Annotated in this window: 18 protein-coding genes and 1 pseudogene; 7 read left to right on the top strand and 12 right to left on the bottom strand. The window is 60.3% G+C overall.

Going from position 1 to position 19888, the window contains the following annotated elements; translation table 11 throughout:
- Positions 1-20: 20 nt before the first annotated feature.
- The 6 genes from BKX96_RS24630 to BKX96_RS24655 form a co-directional block, all read right to left on the bottom strand.
- Positions 21-674: an HAD family hydrolase gene (locus BKX96_RS24630; protein WP_046816081.1), complete on the bottom strand. Its 654-nt coding sequence runs from the start codon at positions 672-674 to the stop codon at positions 21-23.
- A 34-nt stretch (positions 675-708) separates the two neighbouring features.
- The gene (locus BKX96_RS24635) at positions 709-1698 is read right to left on the bottom strand and encodes an ABC transporter ATP-binding protein (protein WP_077185674.1); all 990 of its coding nucleotides are present in this window, start codon (positions 1696-1698) and stop codon (positions 709-711) included.
- Positions 1695-2495, bottom strand: a complete 801-nt coding sequence (locus BKX96_RS24640) for an ABC transporter permease (RefSeq protein ID WP_077185675.1) — start codon at positions 2493-2495, stop codon at positions 1695-1697. The genes BKX96_RS24635 and BKX96_RS24640 overlap by 4 nt, the downstream gene beginning before the upstream one ends.
- Positions 2482-3318 carry an ABC transporter permease gene (locus BKX96_RS24645; protein WP_162488905.1) on the bottom strand — a complete coding sequence of 279 codons (837 nt, stop codon included), beginning with the start codon at positions 3316-3318 and terminating at the stop codon, positions 2482-2484. Before BKX96_RS24645 ends, BKX96_RS24640 begins: the two co-directional genes overlap by 14 nt.
- 5 nt (positions 3319-3323) lie before the next feature.
- Positions 3324-4130: an alkaline phosphatase family protein gene (locus tag BKX96_RS24650; protein WP_046816085.1), complete on the bottom strand. Its 807-nt coding sequence runs from the start codon at positions 4128-4130 to the stop codon at positions 3324-3326.
- Between the two features lie 178 nt (positions 4131-4308).
- On the bottom strand, positions 4309-5373 hold the full coding sequence (locus tag BKX96_RS24655) for an ABC transporter substrate-binding protein (protein ID WP_077185676.1): 1065 nt from the start codon (positions 5371-5373) through the stop codon (positions 4309-4311).
- A gap of 350 nt (positions 5374-5723) precedes the next feature.
- On the opposite strand from BKX96_RS24655, the gene phnR reads away from it, so the two are divergent.
- Positions 5724-6437, top strand: coding sequence for a phosphonate utilization transcriptional regulator PhnR (gene phnR / locus BKX96_RS24660; RefSeq protein ID WP_046816087.1), 714 nt, complete (start codon positions 5724-5726; stop codon positions 6435-6437).
- A gap of 26 nt (positions 6438-6463) precedes the next feature.
- On the opposite strand, the gene BKX96_RS24665 is transcribed toward phnR, so the two are convergent.
- Positions 6464-7231, bottom strand: a complete 768-nt coding sequence (locus BKX96_RS24665) for a DODA-type extradiol aromatic ring-opening family dioxygenase (RefSeq protein WP_077185677.1) — start codon at positions 7229-7231, stop codon at positions 6464-6466.
- Between the two features lie 103 nt (positions 7232-7334).
- Here BKX96_RS24665 and BKX96_RS24670 point away from each other — a divergent pair, with 103 nt between their 5' ends.
- A complete protein-coding gene (locus tag BKX96_RS24670; protein WP_046816089.1) occupies positions 7335-7991 on the top strand; it encodes a thiopurine S-methyltransferase in 657 nt (218 codons plus the stop codon).
- A gap of 186 nt (positions 7992-8177) precedes the next feature.
- Here BKX96_RS24670 and htpX read toward each other — a convergent pair whose 3' ends face one another.
- A complete protein-coding gene (gene htpX / locus BKX96_RS24675) occupies positions 8178-9068 on the bottom strand; it encodes a protease HtpX (protein WP_046816090.1) in 891 nt (296 codons plus the stop codon).
- Between the two features lie 315 nt (positions 9069-9383).
- Positions 9384-10595: a pyridoxal phosphate-dependent aminotransferase gene (locus BKX96_RS24680; RefSeq protein WP_008030363.1), complete on the bottom strand. Its 1212-nt coding sequence runs from the start codon at positions 10593-10595 to the stop codon at positions 9384-9386.
- Between the two features lie 226 nt (positions 10596-10821).
- Here BKX96_RS24680 and msrB point away from each other — a divergent pair, with 226 nt between their 5' ends.
- The 3 genes from msrB (at position 10822) to BKX96_RS24695 (ending at position 12339) form a co-directional block, all read left to right on the top strand.
- Positions 10822-11217: a peptide-methionine (R)-S-oxide reductase MsrB gene (gene msrB, locus BKX96_RS24685; protein WP_077185754.1), complete on the top strand. Its 396-nt coding sequence runs from the start codon at positions 10822-10824 to the stop codon at positions 11215-11217.
- 178 nt (positions 11218-11395) lie between these two features.
- Complete coding sequence (locus BKX96_RS24690; protein ID WP_046816091.1) at positions 11396-11881, top strand: glutathione peroxidase; 486 nt, start codon at positions 11396-11398, stop codon at positions 11879-11881.
- The gene (locus tag BKX96_RS24695) at positions 11878-12339 is read left to right on the top strand and encodes a MarR family winged helix-turn-helix transcriptional regulator (RefSeq protein WP_046816092.1); all 462 of its coding nucleotides are present in this window, start codon (positions 11878-11880) and stop codon (positions 12337-12339) included. Before BKX96_RS24690 ends, BKX96_RS24695 begins: the two co-directional genes overlap by 4 nt.
- Here BKX96_RS24695 and BKX96_RS24700 read toward each other — a convergent pair.
- A complete protein-coding gene (locus BKX96_RS24700; protein WP_077185678.1) occupies positions 12323-14686 on the bottom strand; it encodes a hybrid sensor histidine kinase/response regulator in 2364 nt (787 codons plus the stop codon). The two genes, BKX96_RS24695 and BKX96_RS24700, sit on opposite strands and share 17 nt — an antisense overlap.
- A gap of 117 nt (positions 14687-14803) precedes the next feature.
- Here BKX96_RS24700 and BKX96_RS24705 point away from each other — a divergent pair, with 117 nt between their 5' ends.
- A complete protein-coding gene (locus BKX96_RS24705) occupies positions 14804-15694 on the top strand; it encodes an ATP-binding protein (RefSeq protein ID WP_046816094.1) in 891 nt (296 codons plus the stop codon).
- Positions 15691-16173, top strand: a complete 483-nt coding sequence (gene msrC, locus BKX96_RS24710) for a free L-methionine (R)-S-oxide reductase MsrC (protein WP_077185679.1) — start codon at positions 15691-15693, stop codon at positions 16171-16173. The genes BKX96_RS24705 and msrC overlap by 4 nt, the downstream gene beginning before the upstream one ends.
- Here the strand turns inward: msrC and BKX96_RS24715 are convergent, their stop codons facing one another.
- A complete protein-coding gene (locus BKX96_RS24715) occupies positions 16174-19119 on the bottom strand; it encodes an HD domain-containing phosphohydrolase (RefSeq protein ID WP_077185680.1) in 2946 nt (981 codons plus the stop codon).
- Between the two features lie 48 nt (positions 19120-19167).
- A pseudogene (locus tag BKX96_RS24720) lies at positions 19168-19866 on the bottom strand (response regulator); the annotation flags it as partial.
- Positions 19867-19888 lie beyond the last annotated feature (22 nt).

A 19888-nucleotide genomic window follows, 5' to 3' on the forward strand; every position in this document is an offset into this window, starting at 1 on the left:
CAGCTCCTACAGGTTTGAGGTTATTTCCAGTTATGGATTGGCCAACCAGACTTCTCGGCCTGCTCGAGCAACACCGGGTCCGGATTGACCACGTGGGGAAAATCCACCTTCAGCAGCAACGGCAAATCATTGCGTGAGTCGGAATAGAAACTCGCGCCTTCCAGGTTTTCTTCCTCCGCATCCAGCCACTCCAGCAGGCGGGTGATCTTGCCTTCGCGATAGGTCAGGGTGCCGACGGTCTTGCCGGTGTATGCCCCGTGTGCCACTTCCAGTTCGATGCCGAGAATCTCGTCGATGCCCAGGCGATCGGCAATCGGCTTCACCAAATGCGTACCCGAGGCCGAGATCACCAGGATCCGGTCGCCGGCCTTGCGGTGGGCGGCGATGGTTTTGGTGGCGTCGCTGAAGATGATCGGTTCGATGAAGTCTTCCACCCAAGGGCCGACCAGGTGCTCGACTTCCTCGGGCGTACGGCCGATCAAGGGCTCCAGGCTGAAGGCCATGTAGTCCTCCATGGCCAGGTGACCCCTGCCGTAGGCGTCCATCAATTCCTTGTCACGACGCAGGAAGGATTCGCCGTCGACCCAGCCGAGGCGGACCATTTGCTCACTCCACAACGAGGCGCAGTCGCCGTGGATCAGGGTTTCGTCCAGATCAAAAATTGCCAGGGCCATCAGTGCAACTCTCTCTTCAACGTCAGCAAAGGCATCAGGCTACCTCACACAGGGCTGTCGGATCGATGGAAAGTGCCAGGCGCTGACCATCGGGATGCAAGTCGGTCGCCGAGCGGTTCAGTACGTCCACCACCAGCTCCACACCCCGGGCTTCGATCCGGTAGCGAATCACGTTGCCCAGCAGGCTGTGGCTGCGCACCTGGGCGTCGAGATCGCCGTCGAGGCTCAGTTCGATGGCCTCCGGACGAATGGCGATGCGGTGCTTGATCGGCCGTTGCAACAGCTTCGATGCGCTTTCGGCATCCAGCAGGTTGTAGTTGCCGATGAAGCCGGCGGCAAAGACGTCCACCGGTGCCGTGTAGAGGGTTTCCGCGTCACCGCTTTGTACGATTTTTCCCTGGTTCATCAGGAAAATGCGATCGGACATGGTCAGTGCTTCTTCCTGATCGTGGGTGACGAAGATCGTGGTCAGGCCCAGCTCGCGCTGGATCTGACGGATCTGTTCGCGCAGATGCTTGCGAATCCGCGCATCCAGGGCCGACAGCGGTTCATCCAGCAACAGCAGGCGCGGTCGGGTGACCAATGAACGAGCCAGGGCCACTCGCTGGCACTGGCCGCCCGACAGCTGGTGCGGGTAGCGGCTGGCGAAGTCGTTGAGTTCCACCAGCTGCAACACCTCGGCGACACGCTTCTGGCTGTCGTTGGCGTTGACCTTCTGCATGCGCAGGCCGAACGCGACGTTTTGTTCCACGGTCATGTTGGGGAACAGCGCGTAACTCTGGAACACCATGCCGATCCCGCGTTTTTGCGGACTCAGAGGCACGATATCGACCCCGTCCAGCAGGATCTTGCCGCCATCCACCGGCGTCAGCCCGGCGATGCAACGTAGCAGGGTGGATTTACCGCAACCGGACGGGCCGAGCAGGGTAACGAACTCACCTTTCTGGATTTCGCAGTTGATGTCGCTGAACACCGTGGTGCCTGCGTAATTCTTTTGCAAATGTTGGACGCTGACATAGCTCATTCGCTTTTGTCCCTGTTCAAGATGTTGGCGATCCAGGTCAAGACCAGCACAAAGAGGAAGTAGGAAATCACCAGGGCACTGGTGAAATGACCGCTGCTGTTGCGCATGTTGTTGAGGTAGACCTGCAGGGTTTCGTAGCGGGTGCCGACGAGAATGTTGGCGAACACGAACTCACCGAACAGGAACGAGAACGACAGCAGCAAGGCCACCATCAAGCCCTTGCGCAGGTTCGGCAGCACCACCAGGAACGCTGCCTGAAAAGTGCTCGCGCCGAGCAACTGGGCGGCGTCCATGAGGTCGCGCAAGTTGATCGCTTGCAAGTTGTTGGTGATGGCGCGGTACATGAACGGCAGCGCCACGGTGAAGTAGCAACCGATCAGGATCCACGGCGTGCCGACCATGGCGAACGGCCCGGAACCATACAGCTGCAGCAGCCCCACCGACGACACCACCGGCGGCACGGCAAAGGGCAGCAGGATGAGGATGTTCATCAGCGCATCGAGTTTCGGGAAGTGGTAGTGGACCACGAACAACAGCGGCAGGATCAGTACCACCGCCAGAACCAGTGCGCCGACGCAGACCAGCAGCGACTGGCCGAAAGCGCTCAGGAAACGCGGATCGCTCCACAGCTGCGCGTACCATTTGATACTGAAACCGCTGGGCAGGATGGTCGCCGACCAACTGCTGGAAATCGAATAGACAAAGGTGCCGAGCAGCGGCAGCAACATGATGGCAAACAGCAGGTAAACCACCACCCGATGATAGATGCCGGCAGGCCCCAATTCAGCGCGAGACATGGTAGCTCCTCTTCAACAGCATTTGATGGACGATGGTCACCAGGGTCATCAATGCCACCAGCACCACAGCCAGGGCACTGGCCAGGTTCGGGTCCAGGGAAATGTCACCCGAAACCATCGCGGCGATCCGGATCGTCATCACGTTGAAGTTGCCGGTGGTCAGGGCGTACACCGTGGCATAGGCACCCAGGGCGTTGGCCAGCAGGATCACGAAGGTGCCGAGCAGTGCCGGCGTCAGTACCGGCAGACCGATGTGCCGCCAGTATTGCCAGCCGTTGGCGCCGAGCAGCTCGGCGGATTCGCGCCAGTCTTCGCGCAGGGCGTCGAAGGCCGGGTAGAGCAGCAGCACCCCCAAGGGGATCTGGAAGTAGGTGTAGAGGATGATCAGGCCGGTTTTCGAGTACAGGTTGAAGTCCTGAATGATCCCGGCCTGCTTGAGCATGATGGTGAAGCTGCCGTTGAAACCCAGCAGAATGATGAACGCGAACGCCAAAGGCACGCCGGAGAAGTTGCTGGTCATGTTGGCGAAGGCGTTGACGAAACTGCGCAGCCTGGAGTCGACCCGGCGCAGGGAGTAGGCCCCGAGCACGGCGATGATGATGCCGAACACGCTGGACCAGAAACTGATCTCGAGGCTGTACCGGATCGCCTGCAGGTAGAACTTCGAGCTGAAGATTTTACTGAAGTTGGCAATGCCCCAACCGAACTCTTCCGATTCCAGGCTGTTGATGATCACCCAGGTCAGCGGGGCAATTTCGAACACGATAAAGAACAGGGCGAAGGGCACCAGGCACAGGGCTGCCAGCCATTTGCCGCGAGTCATTGACGTCACTTGAGCAGCTCCCGGCACACGGGTTTGTCGTGGGGTACACCCAACAGTTCGCAGACGGTACCGCAGAGGTCGGTCTGTTTCGGCGCCGCGTCGGCATCGAAACTGAAGGCATCGCCCAGTACGAACAACGGGACTTCGCGCTCTTCGGGCAGCAGGCCGTTGTGGGAGCGGTCGTTGTTCATGCCGTGGTCGGCGGTCACCAGCACCTGATACCCGGCGTCGAGCCAGTCCTGCAGGTAGTCGGCGAGGTAGATGTCGGCAAAGCGCGCGCTGTTGCGGTATTGCGGGGTGTCGAGACCGTGCTTGTGCCCGGCGTCGTCGATGTTCATCGGGTGGATCAACAGGAAATTCGGCGCGTGACTCAAGCGCAGGTTTTCCGCGTCGGCGAACAGGTGCGAGTCGGGGTAGTGATCGCTCCAGTAGAAGTGCCCGTACTGGATCGGCAGGGCGGGATTGTCGGTGTGACGGTCCCGGGACGCCACGAAGGGCGAGCGGTTGTACAGCTCACTGACCCAGTGATACGCCGCCGCCGCGGTTTTCAGCCCGGCGTCGCTGGCGTAGTGATAGATGCTGCGCTGGTTGGACAGGCGCGAGACGTTGTTGTGAACGATGCCGCTGTCGATCGGCTTGACGCCGGTGAGGATGCATTCGTAAAGCGGTCGGGACAGGGCCGGCAACTCGCACTCCAGCTTGTAGAGCGCTGCGCGTCCCGCGCCGACATAAGCCTGCAGGTGCCCCATGGCATGGCGCGCGACTTCGTAATTGAGGCCGTCGAGCACGACCAGGATGACGTTGTGTTTCATGGGGGCAAACACTCCGGGAAACGGGAATTAGAAATTTACTCGGTCCACTGTGGGAGCGGGCTTGCTCGCGAAGGCGGACAGACATTCGACATTGATGTCGACTGACACACCGCCTTCGCGAGCAAGCCCGCTCCCACATTTGGATCTTCATCAGATCCAGAAGCGGGGACCTAACGCGTCATTTCATTTCTACGATGACTTCTTCGTTCCACTTCTGCGGCAGGGCCTTGGAGGTTTTTTCCCAGGCATCCGCGTCCTTGATCGGCGTGACGTTCTTGTACTGCTCGTTCGGCAGCAGCTTGGCTTTCACGTCATCCGGCAGGGTGATGTGTTCGGCGCGGATCGGACGCGCATTGCCCTTGGCCAGGTTGATCTGGCCAGCGTCGCTGAAGATGTACTCGCGGGTCAGCTTGGCGGCGTTGGGATTCTTCGCGTACTTGTTGATGATGGTGGTGTAGCCGGAAATCACCGAGCCATCGGACGGGATCAGCACCACGTAGTCATCCGGGTTGGCCATCTTGGCCTTGTAGCTCAGGCCGTTGAAGTCCCAGACCACGCCCACTTCAATTTCGCCTTTTTCCATGGCGCCAATGACCGGGTTGGACATCGACAGGCGACCCTGCTTGGCGAGGTCGGCGAACAGCAACAGCGCAGGCTCGAGGTTTTTCTCGTTGCCGCCGTTGGCCAGTGCCGCGGCCAGAACGCCGTTGGCCGCCTGGGCCGCGGTGCTTACGTCGCCGATGGACACCTTGTATTTGCCGTCCTTGAGATCAGCCCATTTGGTCGGTACGTCGGAACCGTGCAGCAGTTTCTTGTTGACGATGAAGGCGATGGTGCCGGTGTAGGCCAGAGCCCAGTTGCCGTCCTTGTCCTTGGCCCACTCCGGAACCTGGTCCCAGGTAGACGGTTTGTAAGGCTGCACCACGCCTTGCTTGACCGCGATCGGGCCGAAGGCAGCGCCCACGTCGCCGATGTCGGCGCTGGCGTTGTCTTTTTCTGCGGCGAACTTGGCGATTTCCTGGGCCGAGCTCATGTCGGTGTCGATGTGTTTAAGGCCGTAGTTCTTGGCCAGGTCTTCCCAGGTGCCTTTCCAGTTGGCCCAGTCATCGGGCATGCCGACACTGTTGACAGCGCCTTCCGCTTTCGCAGCGGCTTCAAGGGTTTTCAAATCATCAGCCGCCATGGCGGCGGTGCACATGGCAATGGTCGAGCCTAACAGTGATGCCAGGAAAAGCTGTTTCATTCCGAAGCTCCTATGGGCGTTTTAACGCTGCGATTGCGATTGTGTTGGTCTAGGTCAGCAATACCTGAGCCAATCTAAGGCGACTCGATGACACTTTGATGTCGTTCGTCGCCCCGACGGACGTTTATTTGCCCGTTATGGGCGAGTGCCAGGTAAGCGTAGACCATGGGCGAAGCCCCATAACACAAGGGACTTGGCCGATGTCTTGCAAGCTGTTGGCGTGACCGTCGGGCGGGTTTGTCATCTCTCGGTCATCTGCATTGCCTACGCTTGCAGGATCTTGAAACAGCCGTTTTTTCCAACAGTTCTGCCCCGAAAGTGTGCTGGTCTAGTCCAGATAGGTAACGTTGATGCGCGATGAGGCAACAAAAGCGGTGACAGCCATTGGCCAGGTACTTCAGGAGCAACTCGATCACGGGCTGCTGGCTCCTGGGAGCAAGTTGCCAGCCGAACGCAAGCTCAGTGAGTTGTTTGGTACCACCCGGATTACCGTGCGCGAGGCATTGCTCCAGCTCGAAGCCCAGGGCCAGATCTATCGCGAAGAGCGTCGTGGCTGGTTCGTGTCGCCGCCGCGCCTGGCCTATAACCTCATGCAGCGCAGTCACTTCCACGCCATGGTCAGCGCCCAGGGACGGGTGCCGTCCACCGAAGTCATTTCGGCGCGATTGCAGCCGGCATCGGCGGCGATCTGTGCGTGGTTACAGTTGCCGGCGTTGTCGAGCGTGATTCAGGTCTGTCGTTCGCGGCGTATCGATGGGCGTCTGGTGCTCTACGTGGAGCACTATCTGAATCCGCAGTATTTTCCGGGCATTCTGGATTTCGACCTGAATCAGTCGATCACTGAGCTGTATGCGCGGCACTACGACCTGCACTACGGGCGAGTGCGCTTCGAGATCGTGCCGACGGCTCTGTCGGCGGACGCGGCGGCCGCCTTGCGGGTGTCGGTGGGCAGCCCCGGACTGCGCATCGCCCGGGTCAATTACGATCAGCACGGGAGGCTGATCGATTGTGACCTGGAGTTCTGGCGCCATGATGCGATTCATGTCGGGGTCGATGTGGCCTGACCCTGGCCACAACGGGCTCTGGAGCGTTATCCGAAACGGTAGATGTCCATGCCCAGCGCGCCCAGGGTGAATCCCTGGTGGGCAATGCTGAACGGGCCCCCGGCACTTCGGGCGAAGTACAACGGCAACAAGTGTTCGTCGCTGGGATGGTTGCGTACGGCGTTCGGAGCTTGCCGGCGATAGTCGTGCAGGGCGGCTTCATCGTTTGCCGCGAGCTTGTCGATCATCCAGTCGCGAAATTCCCGGGCCCAGGGCTCCACGCTCTCCGGGCCAGCATGCCAGTCCAGCTCTCGCAGGTTGTGGGTGATACTTCCGGAGCCGATCAACAACACGCCCTGTTCGCGCAAGCCGGCCAGCGCCTGGCCAACGCGGGCCTGCAGGGCCGGGCCGCCGCGGGTCGGCAGTGAAACCTGGACAATCGGGATATCGGCCTGCGGGTACATCAACGACAGCGGCACCCAGACGCCATGGTCGAACGGTCGTGTGCTGTCGATACGCGCGGGCAGGGCACTGGCGCGTAACAGATCGACCACCTTTGTAGCCAGCTCAGGGTTGCCGGGGGCCGGGTATTGCACCTCGAACAGAGCCTTTGGAAAACCACCGAAGTCATGCCAGGTGTCCGGCTGCGGGTTACCGCCGACCAGCAGTTCATCGCTTTCCCAGTGCGCCGAGACAATCACGATGGCATCCGGCCTGGGTATCTCTGCCGCCAGGCGAGCCAGGGCCGGTCCGCTGGCGCCAGGTTCCAGGGCCAGTATCGGCGAACCATGGGATATGTACAGGCTGGGGAACATGGATGAGCTCCTGAGAGTTAAGATAGCGCCATCTTCTGTCAGATCATTGATCTAAATCTAATATAAGTTTTAGGGTGTTTTGATCGAATTTTCGGGGTTATTTATGCAGCCGGAGTTTTGGCACAAGAAGTGGGCGTCGAATCAGATCGGCTTCCACTTGCCGCAAGTGAATCCTTATCTGCAACGATTTTGGCCGCAATTGGATGTGGAGGACGGCGCTCGCGTACTGGTTCCGTTGTGTGGGAAGAGTCTGGATTTGTTGTGGCTAGCACGCGAAGGCCATGAGGTTTTGGGAATCGAGTTGTCGGAAAAGGCCATTGAGGATTTCTTCAACGAGCACCAATTGGACCCTGACGTCAGTGAACAGGGCCCGTTCAAAGTCTATCGGGCAGCCTCGATCGAGCTTTGGTGCGGAGATTTTTTCGCCCTCACCGCCGGTGATGTGGCCGATTGCGCCGCTCTTTACGACCGCGCTGCGCTGATTGCGCTACCGCCACCCATGCGTGAGCAATACGCTGCGCATCTAACGCGGATTCTGCCGAAGGATGCGCTTGGTTTGTTGATTACGCTGGACTACGACCAGGCGCAGATGCCCGGTCCGCCGTTTGCCGTGCTCGATGAAGAAGTGCAGCGGTTGTTCGGTGCGTCGTGGACGCTGAAGATCCTGGAAGACCAGGATGTGCTGAGCGAGAGCGGGAAGTTTCTGGAAGCAGGTGTTACGCGGCTTGAGGAGCGGGTGTATCGGGTTTTCAGCCGATAGGCCGTAGCGCCAGTGCCGGCCTCTTCGCGAGCAAGCCCGCTCCCACAGTTGACCGAGTGTTCAAAATGAATGAGGTCTAATGTAGGAGCGGGCTTGCTCGCGAAGGGGCCCTGATAGCACCGCATAAATCAGCAGACAAAAAAAGGCCCGCATCACTGCGGGCCTTCTTGTTTACTGCGTTCGCTCTCAACCGCGACGACGCGCCAGTGCGTCGATGCGCTCTTCCAGCGGCGGGTGGCTCATGAACATGCGGGCAAAGCCCTGTTTGATGCCACCGTTGATGCCGAAGGCATTCAGGGTGTCAGGCATGTGCACCGGCAGGCCCTGTTCCGCACGCAGGCGTTGCAGCGCGCCAATCATTGCAGCGGTGCCGGCCAGGTTTGCACCGGCTTCGTCGGCGCGGAATTCGCGTTTGCGCGAGAACCACATGACGATGGCGCTGGCCAGGATACCCAGGACCAATTCGGCGAAGATGGTCGCAATGTAGTAGGCAATGCCCTGGCCTTCTTCGTTCTTGAAGATCACCTTGTCGACAAAGTTGCCGATGATCCGTGCAAAGAACATCACGAAGGTGTTCACCACGCCCTGGATCAAGGCCAGGGTGACCATGTCGCCATTGGCGACGTGGCCGATTTCGTGGGCCAGGACGGCTTTCACTTCATCTGGCGAGAAACGTTCCAGCAGGCCCTGGCTGACGGCGACCAGTGCGTCGTTCTTGTTCCAGCCGGTGGCGAAGGCGTTTGCCTCATAGGCCGGGAAAATCCCGACTTCGGGCATCTTGATCCCGGCTTCGCGGGACAGTTGCTCGACCGTTTGCAGCAGCCATTGCTCGTGACGCGTGCGCGGCTGGCTGATGATTTGGGTGCTGGTGCTCATCTTCGCCATCCACTTGGAGATGAACAGCGAGAACAGGGAGCCAGCAAAACCGAAGACCGCACAGAAAATCAGCAGCTGATTGAGGTTGAGATCAACCCCATTGGCCGCCATGAACCCGTTGAAGCCGAAAAGGCTCAGGGTGATGCTGGCAATCAGCACGACCGCCAGGTTAGTGGCCAAGAACAGCAGGATGCGCATCATGGTTGTAGAAATCTCCTCATGCTAAAGATGTAGCGTACTGCGGGGTATATAAGGTGCTGCACCGGGGTATTCAACCGAGTGACTATTTCAAACTGTGTCCTACAGCAAAAGCTTAGCTGTTTGCAGGGCATTTCCGAGGTGCGACGGCGAAGTGTTCAACACGCCACCGGTGGCTGAGTGCCCGCGATTACTCGACGGGACCAGGCAACGCATCATTGTGCAGGCATCTGGACAGCACTCTTGGGTAGGGTACAAACATGTGTTGCAGAATGAATCACCGTGCAACGTTTCTGACATTGCACGGTGAACGGCCGCCTACTGGCGATAGGATTTGAGGAAATTGCCGATGCGTCCGATGGCCATGTCCAGGTCATCGACCCGCGGCAGGGTCACGACGCGGAAGTGGTCAGGCCATGGCCAGTTGAAGGCTGTGCCTTGCACCACCAGCAGCTTCTCGGAGAGCAGCAGGTCGAGGACGAATTTTTCGTCGTTGTGGATAGGGCAGACCTTCGGGTCGATTCGCGGGAAGGCATACAGCGCGCCCATAGGCTTGACGCAGCTCACCCCGGGAATGTCATTGAGCAGTTCCCAGGTGCGGTTGCGCTGTTCCAGCAGGCGACCTTGCGGCAGCACCAGGTCGTTAATGCTCTGATAGCCCCCCAGTGCGGTCTGGATCGCGTGCTGGCTCGGCACGTTGGCGCACAGGCGCATGTTGGCCAGCATGTCGATGCCTTCGATGTAGCTCTGGGCGTGGTGTTTCGGTCCGGAAATGGCGATCCAGCCGGAACGGAAACCAGCCACGCGATAGGACTTGGACAGGCCGTTGAAGGTCAGGCACAGCAAGTCTGGCGCCAGGGAGGCGGTGCAGATATGCACGGCATCGTCGTACAGGATCTTGTCGTAGATCTCGTCGGAAAACACCACCAGATTGTGCTGGCGGGCCAGTTCGAGCATGCCCAGCAGCACTTCCTTCGAATACACCGCCCCGGTCGGGTTGTTCGGGTTGATGATGACCAGCGCCTTGGTGTTCGGGGTGATCTTGGCCTTGATGTCGGCCAGGTCCGGCCACCAGTTGGCCTGCTCGTCGCACAGGTAATGCACCGGGTTACCGCCCGACAGACTGACTGCGGCGGTCCACAATGGATAGTCGGGAGCCGGCACCAGCACTTCATCGCCATTGTTGAGCAGGGCCTGCATCGACATCACGATCAGCTCGGAAACGCCGTTGCCCAGGTAGATGTCCTCGATGCCGACACCTTCCACCTGCTTTTGCTGGTAGTACTGCATGACGGCCTTGCGCGCGCTGAAGAGCCCTTTGGAGTCGCTGTAGCCCTGGGCAGTCGGCAGGTTGCGGATCACGTCCTGGAGGATTTCGTCCGGCGCTTCGAAACCAAAGGGCGCCGGGTTGCCGATGTTCAGCTTGAGGATGCGATGGCCTTCCTCTTCCAGGCGTTTGGCGTGCTTGAGCACTGGGCCGCGAATGTCATAGCAGACGTTGGCGAGCTTGTTCGATTTGCTGACCTGCATGGCGATGTGTTCCCGAAAATGAACGATCCAGGCGGCGTGTGAACAACCGTGCTGGGAAACCTGCGTTATCACACAGGCCTGGCGCCTTGAGAGGCAGCACCCATAAATCCGTTTGAATGCGCGTGGTCTGGCTGCCAGACTGGCGTTTGACGAGGCGCAATCATACGTGCCGCCCGATCCGTGGAAAAGGTACAGATCGGGCTTTTTCAGCTGCTGAGGTGTGATGATGGAAAAGTTGCAGAAAACCCTGGAAGAATGGAAGGCCATGCTCGATCCCGAGCAGTACAACGTTTGCCGCCTCAAGGGTACCGAGCGCCCGTTTTCCGGCAAGTACAACGGCACCAAGACCGATGGTGTCTATCATTGCATCTGCTGCAACGAGCCGTTGTTCGACTCCAGGACCAAGTTTGATTCCGGCTGCGGCTGGCCAAGTTTCTACACGCCGATCGGCGACAGCGCCTTGGTCGAAATCCGTGATGTCAGTCACGGCATGATCCGCACCGAAGTGGTCTGCGCCAAATGTGACGCGCATTTGGGCCACGTGTTCCCCGATGGCCCGCCGCCTACCGGGTTGCGCTATTGCATCAACTCCGTGTGCCTGGACCTGGTACCACGCGAATAAGATCAACCCGATCTCTGTAGGAGCCGGCGTGCTGGCGATAGCGGTGGATATGACAAACCGCTGTGCGCCAATCTCCAGCAAGCCGGCTCCTACAGGCTCGGTGCTCGATTAATTAAATTGCACACAATTCAATTGCTCGCTATGTTTGTCCCATCACCCCCTCCTCGAGCACCCAATCATGAGCGACAACCTCCTCAGCATCCCTTGCACCACCATCAAGGGCGAGCAGAAGACCCTGGCGGATTACGCCGGCAAGGCCGTGCTGGTGGTCAACACCGCCAGCAAATGCGGCTTCACTCCGCAATACAAAGGCCTCGAAGAGCTGTGGCAGACCTATAAGGACCAGGGCCTGGTGGTGTTGGGTTTTCCCTGCAATCAGTTCGGCAAGCAGGAGCCGGGCAACGAAGGGGCGATCAGCGAATTCTGCGAGCTGAACTACGGAGTCAGTTTTCCGCTGTTCAAAAAAATCGAAGTCAATGGCGACGGAGCCCATCCATTGTTTGTTCAGCTGAAAAAGCGTGCACCGGGTGTGCTCGGTTCCCAGGGTATCAAGTGGAACTTCACCAAGTTCCTGATCGGCAAGGATGGCCAGTTGGTCAAGCGCTTTGCTCCGGCGACCAAGCCGCAGGACCTGAGTCGCGAGATTGAAGCCCTGCTTAAATGAACACCTTGTCCGTCGAATCGCTGAACCTCGACAGCCAGCTCTGCTTCAAGCTGTACGCCGCGTCCCGCGCGGTGATTCGGGCCTATAAGCCGATGCTCGATCAACTGGGCCTGACTTATCCGCAGTACCTGGCGATGCTGGTGTTGTGGGAATGGCAGGAAACAGCCCCGGAGCAACCCACGGTCAAGGCACTGGGCGAACGCCTGGCACTGGATTCCGGCACGCTGACGCCGTTGCTCAAGCGTCTTGAACAATTGCAACTGGTTCAGCGCCAGCGCTCGGCGCGCGATGAGCGGGAGGTGCACCTGAGCCTGTCATCCAATGGCATGGCGCTGCGTGAACAGGTCGGCCCGCTCAAGGCTCGCCTGTTGTGCGACAGCGGCGTGGATCTGGATCGTCTGAATGAGCTGCGTGACGGCCTCGATCACTTGTTGGTGCAGATCAAGGCGCTGTCGTAGCCGGTATCCACACGTCCAGCAGGGCGGCCAGCTCTTCCCGACGGAAAGGCTTGGCCAGGTAGTCGCTCATGCCCGCCGCACGGCAGCGTTCGCGCTCTTCAGACATGGCGTTGGCGGTCAGGGCGACGATGGGCAGCTGCGGCCAGCGTCCACTGCGACGGATTTGCCGACTGGCTTCATAGCCGTCCATGACTGGCATGTTGCAGTCCATCAGCACCAGATCGAAATCGTGGCTCTCCAATTGATCCAGCGCCTCGGCACCGTGCGCGGCGACGACCACGTCGCAGCCGAGTTTACCCAACATGCCCTTGGCCACCAGTTGGTTGACCGGGTTGTCCTCGACCAGCAGCACCCGCGCCCGTCGTTGCGGGACGAGCGCATCGACCCGGGTATCGTTGGGCGTGTCGGATTGCGCCTGCAGGATTCGCCGCAAGGCCTGGTGCAGCGCATTGCGTGCCAGGGGGCGTGCCTGCTGCTGCAGGGGCGCTAGGGCAGTGGCTTGTTCGCTGGGCATGAAGTTGCCGTAGGCGGTCACCAGCAGGATCGGCGCGCTCAAGGTGGGGCGCAGGTTGAACAGGCATTCGGGGCAATCGGTGATCAGTACATCGGGGTCCAGGCCGAGCAACGAGTCATCCATCGAGCGCTGCTGATATTCAATCCCCCAACCGGGCAACACGCTGCCCAACAGCTCCGCCAAACCGCTGCCGGCGGCGGTAATTGCAACGACCTTGCCCTGCAGGGGCGCCGGGGCCAGTGTCCGGGTATGACTGGGCAGCGGCAGTTGCGCGCAGAACTGGCTGCCGAAACCCGCTTCAGAACTGATAGTGAGGCGACCTTGCATGGCTTCGCACAGGTTGTAGGTCAGGGCCAGGCCCAACCCGGTACCGCCAAATTGTCGGGTGATCCCCGCTCCTGCCTGGGTGAAGGGCTGGAAGATCTTGACCTGAGCCTCCCGAGGGATGCCGATGCCCGTGTCGCAGACTTCGATTTTGACGCCGTCCCGGTAGGTCGACAGACGAACATCGACCCGACCGAAACGGGTGAACTTGAGCGCATTGGACAACAGGTTGCTGACGATCTGGCGGACCCGTGTCGGATCGCCGAGCACCAACGCAGGAAAGTCCGGATCGATCAGGCAGGTCAGCTCGACACTCGGCGCGGCGTTCTGCGACAGCAGGTTGGCGGTGTCTTCTACCAGCGAGCCGAGGTCGAAGGGAATGTGTTCGAGTTCCAGCTGGCCGGCATCGAATTTAGACAGGTCAAGAATATCGTTGAGCAATTCCACCAGGACTTTGCCCGAGTCATGGGCGATGGCCAGCTGTTGCTGTTGCTCGGCGCTCAGAGGGCCGTCCAGCGATAGCGCGATCATGCCCAGCAGGCCATTGAGGGGCGTGCGAATTTCGTGGCTCATGTTGGCCAGGAACACCGAGCGCGCTTCGGCCATGTCCAGGGCGGTGCTGCGAGCGACTTCCAGCTCTTGATTGGATTGGCTAAGCCGGGCATTGATGGCCTTGAGTTCCATCGTGCGCGCCGAAACGATGTTTTCCAGCTGGGCAAGATAGTCGGTCAGGCGATTTTCGGCGTTGCGGCGCTGCTGGATTTCGGTGGCGATGTTTTCGAATTGCTGGTTGGCGACCTTCACCAGCACACCGATTTCATCGTTGGCGTGGCCCGCCGGACACTCCAGCGATGTCGGTTCCGCGCTGCGCGGATCGCGGCCACTGAGTTCGCGGATGACCCGCACCAACGGCTTGGTCAGCATCACGTAGAACAGCGCCAGCAGGATGCCGCTCAGCAGCAGGCTGCGGGCGAACCCATTGATCAGGGTGACCTCGGCCCGCCGCAGGAAGCGGTAGCCGAAGGAGTAGGTGTCGACGTCCAGTTGCAGCGTGCCCAGGGATTCGCTGGGCAAATGATCCAGGTACAGGCGGTCTTCGAACTGCCGATTGGCGCCGAACAGCAGGTCACTCAATACCCGATAGCCGCTTTGCAGGCCGGGACGCTTGACGTTGGCCAGGATATTGCCGTTGTTGTCGGTCAGTTTCGCACCGATGATCGCGGGCGAGCGCAGCAGGCCCAGGGTCAGTTCCTGGGCGAGTTCGGCGTCGATGTTGTAGGCGATGCGTGAGGCGGGGTTGTGGCTGATTTCGAGCAAAGACAGTATTTCCCGATTGATGGAGGCGTCTTCACTGGCATAATCGATGCCTATTTGCAGCACGCTGAGCAGCATACCCAGGACGAAACCGACCAGCACGGTTAGCCGCGCTTGTTTGTAGGACAGGCGGTTGGTGAACTTGATATCCATGGGGTGTTGAATCACTTCCGTATTCCTTCGCTGCTCAAGCATAGTCGATCATGCAGGGTGTTCCCGTGAGCCCTGCTGCAGGGCGGTTGACCGTTCATCGAACGCTTTATGTCGTGTCTGTATCGCCATCATTACTGTGAACGTGCCCGAGGAGAAGACGTGGATTCCCGATTGAATGCTTTTCTTGAACGTGCCGATGCCGTTCTGGCCCGTATCGAGCCGCTGCTGCCCACCCCTCGGCAAGCCATCGACTGGAACCATTGCCTGGCTGCGCGCTGGCAGCGCGAGGGACGCAGCGGTTTCCTGCTGCCGCTGCAGGTCAGCCTGGACATGCGCCTGAGCGACCTGATCGGCGTAGACCGCCAAGTGGAACAACTGGGGCGTAATACCCGCCAGTTCCTCGATGGCATGCCGGCCAACCATGCGCTGCTCTGGGGTTCGCGCGGCACCGGCAAATCGTCGCTGGTGCGCGCCTTGCTGGCCGAGCACGCCGAGGCCGGGCTGCGCCTGATCGAAATCGAGCGTGATCACCTGGCGGACTTGCCGCGGGTGGTCGAGCAGATCGCCAAGCTACCGCAGCGTTTCGTGCTGTTCTGCGATGACCTGTCGTTCGAGTCGGGCGAGGGCGATTATCGCGTGCTCAAAAGCGTTCTCGACGGTTCGCTCGAACAGGCACCGGACAACGTGTTGCTGTACGCCACCTCCAACCGTCGCCACCTGGTGCCGGAAAAGGAAAGCGATAACGAAAACTGGAAGCGCGTCGACGGCGAATTGCACCCCAGCGAGGCGGTGGAAGACAAGATCGCCCTGTCGGACCGTTTCGGCCTGTGGCTGTCGTTCTATCCGTTCACCCAGGAGCATTTCCTCGACGTGGTCGAACACTGGATCGGCCAGTTGGCCGACAAGGCCGGCCTGGCGTGGCAACGCAGCGAAGAGCTGGACATCCTCGCGGTGCGCTGGGCCACGGGGCGGGGCAATCGCAACGGACGTTGCGCGTATCAATTTGCCCGCTATTGGGTGGGGCTAAAACTGTTGGAGCACAAGGCATGATCGATTTACAAAACAGCGGCCAGGGCCTCGAGGGCTACGGCATGCTGCACGCGCAGCTGGAATCCCTGCTGGCGGACGAGCGCGACTTCATTGCCAACGCCGCGCAGTTCTCGGCGTTCCTGTTCAATCAGCTCGAGGGCTTGAACTGGGCCGGATTCTACATCAATCGTAACGAAGAGCTGGTGCTGGGGCCGTTTCAGGGGCAGATCGCCTGCGTGCGCATTCCGTTCGGTCGGGGCGTGTGCGGCACGGCGGCGGCGACCTTGCAGACCCAGCGGGTCGAAGACGTGCACGCGTTTGCCGGGCATATCGCCTGCGACAGCGCGTCGAACAGCGAACTGGTGGTGCCCCTGGTCAAGGACGGTCGGTTGATCGGCGTGCTCGACCTCGACAGCCCGCACCTGGCGCGTTTCACCGAGCAGGATCAGGCCGGTATCGAGCAACTGGCGGCTATTTTCCTGCGCCTGACCGACTGCTGATCAACCCCTCAAGCCTGCCTTGATCAGCAGGCTTGAGGTATCCACCGCATCGACCTGCCGTGGGTCGAGGAAACGCCGGGCGTACTGCAGATAGATCTGCGCGTTGATGAACAGCCCGAACAACTCCGGGTCGATGTGGGCGTCCCGGCACATGTTGGCCATGATGCCCAGCGCTTCGCTCAGGGTCTTGGCTTTCTTGTAGGGGCGGTCGGCGGCGGTCAACGCCTCGAAGATATCGGCTATCGCCATCATCCGCGCCGGCAGGCTCATCTGCTCGCGCTTCAAGCGCTTCGGATAACCGCTGCCGTCCATTTTTTCGTGGTGGCCGCCGGCAATCTCCGCGACGTTGCGCAGGTGCTCGGGGAAGGGCAGGTGGTTGAGCATCAGGATCGTCTGCACCATGTGGTGGTTGATGATGTAGCGCTCCTCCCGGGTCAGGGTGCCCCGGGTGATGCTCAGGTTGTAGAGCTCGCCGCGGTTGTACTTGTAGCGCGGCACATCGAGCTTGAAACCCCAGGGATTGTCTTCGGCGATCAATTCGGCTTCGGGGCGTTCCAGCAGATGCTCGGGCCGGTCCGCCAGCAATGTCTCGCGCACTGGCAGGGTCGGTGCCGGCGTGCGCGCCTGGCGCTGGTTTTCTTCCCAGGAAACACCCAGCCGGTCATCCAAGGTGCGTGTCCAGGTTCGCTGGGCGATGCTGCCCAGGCGCTGCAGGTCGGCTTCGGCCATGGCCTCGCCGCCAAGGTTGCAGCGAGCGATGAAGGCGAAATCGTCATCGAGGGTCGTCAGGGTGGCCTCTCGCTGTTGCGCCAGCGATTGCTCGTCGCCTCCTTGGGCAATGGCCTGCCAATAGTCGATCCAGGCGTCGCGCTTGAGCACTTCGAAGCGGGTGCGTATTTCGTGGATGCGGTCGTTCAGGGTTTCCAGTTTAGTGGCTTTGTCGACCACGTATTCCGGGGTCGTCACCTTGCCACAGTCATGCAGCCAGGCGGCGATGTGCAGCGCCTCCCACTCATCGTCCGTGGGCTGATAGCTGCGAAAGGCCGGGTCCTGGCTGGCGGCCGCGGCCTGGGCGAGCATCAGCGTCAGGGCCGGGACTCGCTGGCAATGGCCACCGGTGTAGGGGCTCTTGGCATCGATCGCGCCGGCCAGCAGTTTGATGAAGGCGTCCAGCAGCTGTTTTTGCCGGTCTTGCAGGCGCTGGCTTTCGATACTCACGGCGGCCGCACCGGACACCGCCTGGAGGAACGCGATGCGGTCGGGACGCAGTTTGTCCAGGTCGCTCTGGTTGCCGCTGTCGGCCAGCAGAAACACCAGCAGGCCGACGGTTTCGTTGTGGCGATTGTGCAAACGGATGCCGATCAGGTGAACCCGGGGACAAGCCATGGCCAGCAGGACTTTCTGCAGATCCCCCGCCTGTTCGAAGCCCAGGTGAGTGACGACGTTATCGGCCCTTGACAACTGCTGCAGCCAAGCGGGGCTGCGGGCGTCCTGAAACCCGTGGGCGCCAAGGTCGAATGAAGACAGGGTTTGTGCCGTGTCGTTGATCACCAGGCCCTGGGGTTCCATCAGATCGCCGTCCCCTTCACGCAGGTAGATCAGGCCGGCCTGGGCCTGGCCAATCCTCACCGTTTCAAACAGCACCCGCTCCAGCAAGGGGGCAAATCGGGTCTCGGCGCTCAGGCTGTCAGTGATCTGGAAGAAGCTTGCCAGTGTGTCTTTCATGCGTGTCATTGACACGCTCAGTTGGTCGACCTCGAGCACCGGTGAGCGGCGCGCGGCCGGAAAGTTGAAATTGAAACTGCGAATGGCGTCCGCCTCCTGCACCAGGGCGCGCAGGGGCTTGACCAGGATCCTGGAAGTCAGCCATCCAATTGGCACGCACAACAGCAGGGTTGCCAGGGTAATCAGCGCACTTTGCCAGCGCATGCGGTAGGCGTCGACGAGTAATTCATCTTCCGGTACCAGCATTGCCAGTTGCAGCCCCTGGGGGCCGCCTTCCTGCATGCTGCTGCGGGCAACGATCCAGTTTCTGCCCATGGCGGTCAGGCGATTGCCAGGCCGGGGGTTGTCGAGCAGTGCGCCCAGGGCGGGACTCAGGTCGGCGGCCTTGGCCAGGCGGGCGGTTTGATCGTCAACGATCAGGCGACGACTGTCGGGATAAGCGATGGCGTTGCCCTGGGCATTGAACAGCACAATCTCGGTAGCGGGCGTCACCACGTGTTTGGCCAAGGTGGCCGAGAGCTCGGCCAGGGTCAGGTCGGCGGCGATCACGGCATGTTCGCCGCTGCGTCGCGCCAGGGTGGTGCCGACATTGTGGGTCGAGAAAAAAACGTAGGGCTCAGTGGTGATCTGGTTCACGTCCTGGCTGGCGCTGGTAAACCAGCCACGGCTACGCGGATCATAGGTTTCGTCGAGGTTGTCCTGACGGCTGACCAGCGTCAGGTCCTGATTGAAAAACAACGATTGCGAATGCACCTGGCCACTGCTGTTTCGCTCGATGCTCCATACCTGGTAGGCCGCGGTGTCCGGGGCCTTGAGCAGCGCCTTCAGATCCGGCGTGCGCAGCGGGCGCACCATGAAAAAGTCACCGGTGTCGTACCCCAGGTACAGCGACGCCAGGTCGGGATTGTCCTTGAGCGACTGGCTGAAGGGCTGGAGCAGCGCCAGGCGCTGCTGCAGGTCGGGGGCCTGGGCTGCGGGGTTGTGCATCAACAGGCTTAGCAGGTGTCGAATCGGCTCATAGGTGGCGTGCAGGTCCAGGCGCACATCCTGCTCAATTCGACTGAACAGTTTCTCACTGCTCGAAAGAATGATCTGGGTAGTTTGCCGGTAATGGAACAGGCTCAGCACGACCCCAGTCAGCAACAGCAGGAACGTGAACATCACGCTGATATGAACGTGCAGGGGAAACTGCCGTTGATCCGGGCGCAGTGGGCTGGGCATGCAGGTCACTCCGTGATGGTTAACACACTGCTCCGCGTCCAAGCATAGTTAAGGCTCGGTCATTGTGCCTTTGTCGTTTTGTCCGATTTGTTGCAGTAATGCCTGCTCCAGTTCGAGCAGGGCGCGCTCCACGGCGGCACAGCATTCGGCGACGTTTTCGGCTGAAAACCCTTCATGGCAGGTGGCTTCGAGCGCCTCGCAGCTGTCGATCAACCGAGTGGCCTGAACGATTCGGGCGGCACCCTTGATTTTATGGGCAATGTCGAGAAATGCCTGCGGGTCGTCCGGTGTCTCGGACAGCGCCAGCAGTTCCTGTCGATCCAGGCGGTTGCTGTTCAACAGTTCCGTCAGCAGGCGCAGGTTCAACGCCGGATTGCCTCCCGTCAGTAAATGCAAGCCTTGCAGGCTGAAGGCTGGGGTGATGACGCTGGGCTTGATTTCCTTTATCCCCTTGATTCCCATGACCCATTGACTCAAAGCGGCCAGGGACAAGGGCTTGAATAGACAGTCGTCCATACCGGCTTGCTTGCAGCGTTGAATTTCTTCTGGCTGCGCGTTGGCGGTAAAGCCCAGGACGGTGCAGCGCGGCTGTTGCCTGTCCTGTTCATCTCGACGAATGGCTTGGGCCAGTTCGTATCCGTTCATGACCGGCATGTTGCAATCGGCAATCACCAGGTCGAATACGTCGGATTTCCACGCGTCCAATCCCGCCTTGCCATCTGCCGCGACGCTGAATCGATGGCCCAGCGGCCGAGTTCATTAAATATGA

The sequence above is a fragment of the Pseudomonas putida genome (genome assembly GCF_001976065.1).
GTDB lineage: Bacteria > Pseudomonadota > Gammaproteobacteria > Pseudomonadales > Pseudomonadaceae > Aquipseudomonas > Aquipseudomonas serbica.

Bases quoted from the DNA above. Each gene is read 5' to 3' on its own strand.
- BKX96_RS24665 (WP_077185677.1), bottom strand. From the start codon at position 7,231: ATGTTCCCCAGCCTGTACATATCCCATGGTTCGCCGATACTGGCCCTG.
- BKX96_RS24715 (WP_077185680.1), bottom strand. From the start codon at position 19,119: ATGCCCAGCCCACTGCGCCCGGATCAACGGCAGTTTCCCCTGCACGTT.
- BKX96_RS24690 (WP_046816091.1), top strand. From the start codon at position 11,396: ATGAGCGACAACCTCCTCAGCATCCCTTGCACCACCATCAAGGGCGAG.
- BKX96_RS24650 (WP_046816085.1), bottom strand. From the start codon at position 4,130: ATGAAACACAACGTCATCCTGGTCGTGCTCGACGGCCTCAATTACGAA.
- msrB (WP_077185754.1), top strand. From the start codon at position 10,822: ATGGAAAAGTTGCAGAAAACCCTGGAAGAATGGAAGGCCATGCTCGAT.
- htpX (WP_046816090.1), bottom strand. From the start codon at position 9,068: ATGATGCGCATCCTGCTGTTCTTGGCCACTAACCTGGCGGTCGTGCTG.
- BKX96_RS24700 (WP_077185678.1), bottom strand. From the start codon at position 14,686: ATGCTTGAGCAGCGAAGGAATACGGAAGTGATTCAACACCCCATGGAT.
- BKX96_RS24630 (WP_046816081.1), bottom strand. From the start codon at position 674: ATGGCCCTGGCAATTTTTGATCTGGACGAAACCCTGATCCACGGCGAC.
- BKX96_RS24635 (WP_077185674.1), bottom strand. From the start codon at position 1,698: ATGAGCTATGTCAGCGTCCAACATTTGCAAAAGAATTACGCAGGCACC.
- BKX96_RS24640 (WP_077185675.1), bottom strand. From the start codon at position 2,495: ATGTCTCGCGCTGAATTGGGGCCTGCCGGCATCTATCATCGGGTGGTG.
- BKX96_RS24670 (WP_046816089.1), top strand. From the start codon at position 7,335: ATGCAGCCGGAGTTTTGGCACAAGAAGTGGGCGTCGAATCAGATCGGC.
- BKX96_RS24655 (WP_077185676.1), bottom strand. From the start codon at position 5,373: ATGAAACAGCTTTTCCTGGCATCACTGTTAGGCTCGACCATTGCCATG.
- BKX96_RS24695 (WP_046816092.1), top strand. From the start codon at position 11,878: ATGAACACCTTGTCCGTCGAATCGCTGAACCTCGACAGCCAGCTCTGC.
- msrC (WP_077185679.1), top strand. From the start codon at position 15,691: ATGATCGATTTACAAAACAGCGGCCAGGGCCTCGAGGGCTACGGCATG.
- BKX96_RS24645 (WP_162488905.1), bottom strand. From the start codon at position 3,318: ATGACTCGCGGCAAATGGCTGGCAGCCCTGTGCCTGGTGCCCTTCGCC.
- phnR (WP_046816087.1), top strand. From the start codon at position 5,724: ATGCGCGATGAGGCAACAAAAGCGGTGACAGCCATTGGCCAGGTACTT.
- BKX96_RS24680 (WP_008030363.1), bottom strand. From the start codon at position 10,595: ATGCAGGTCAGCAAATCGAACAAGCTCGCCAACGTCTGCTATGACATT.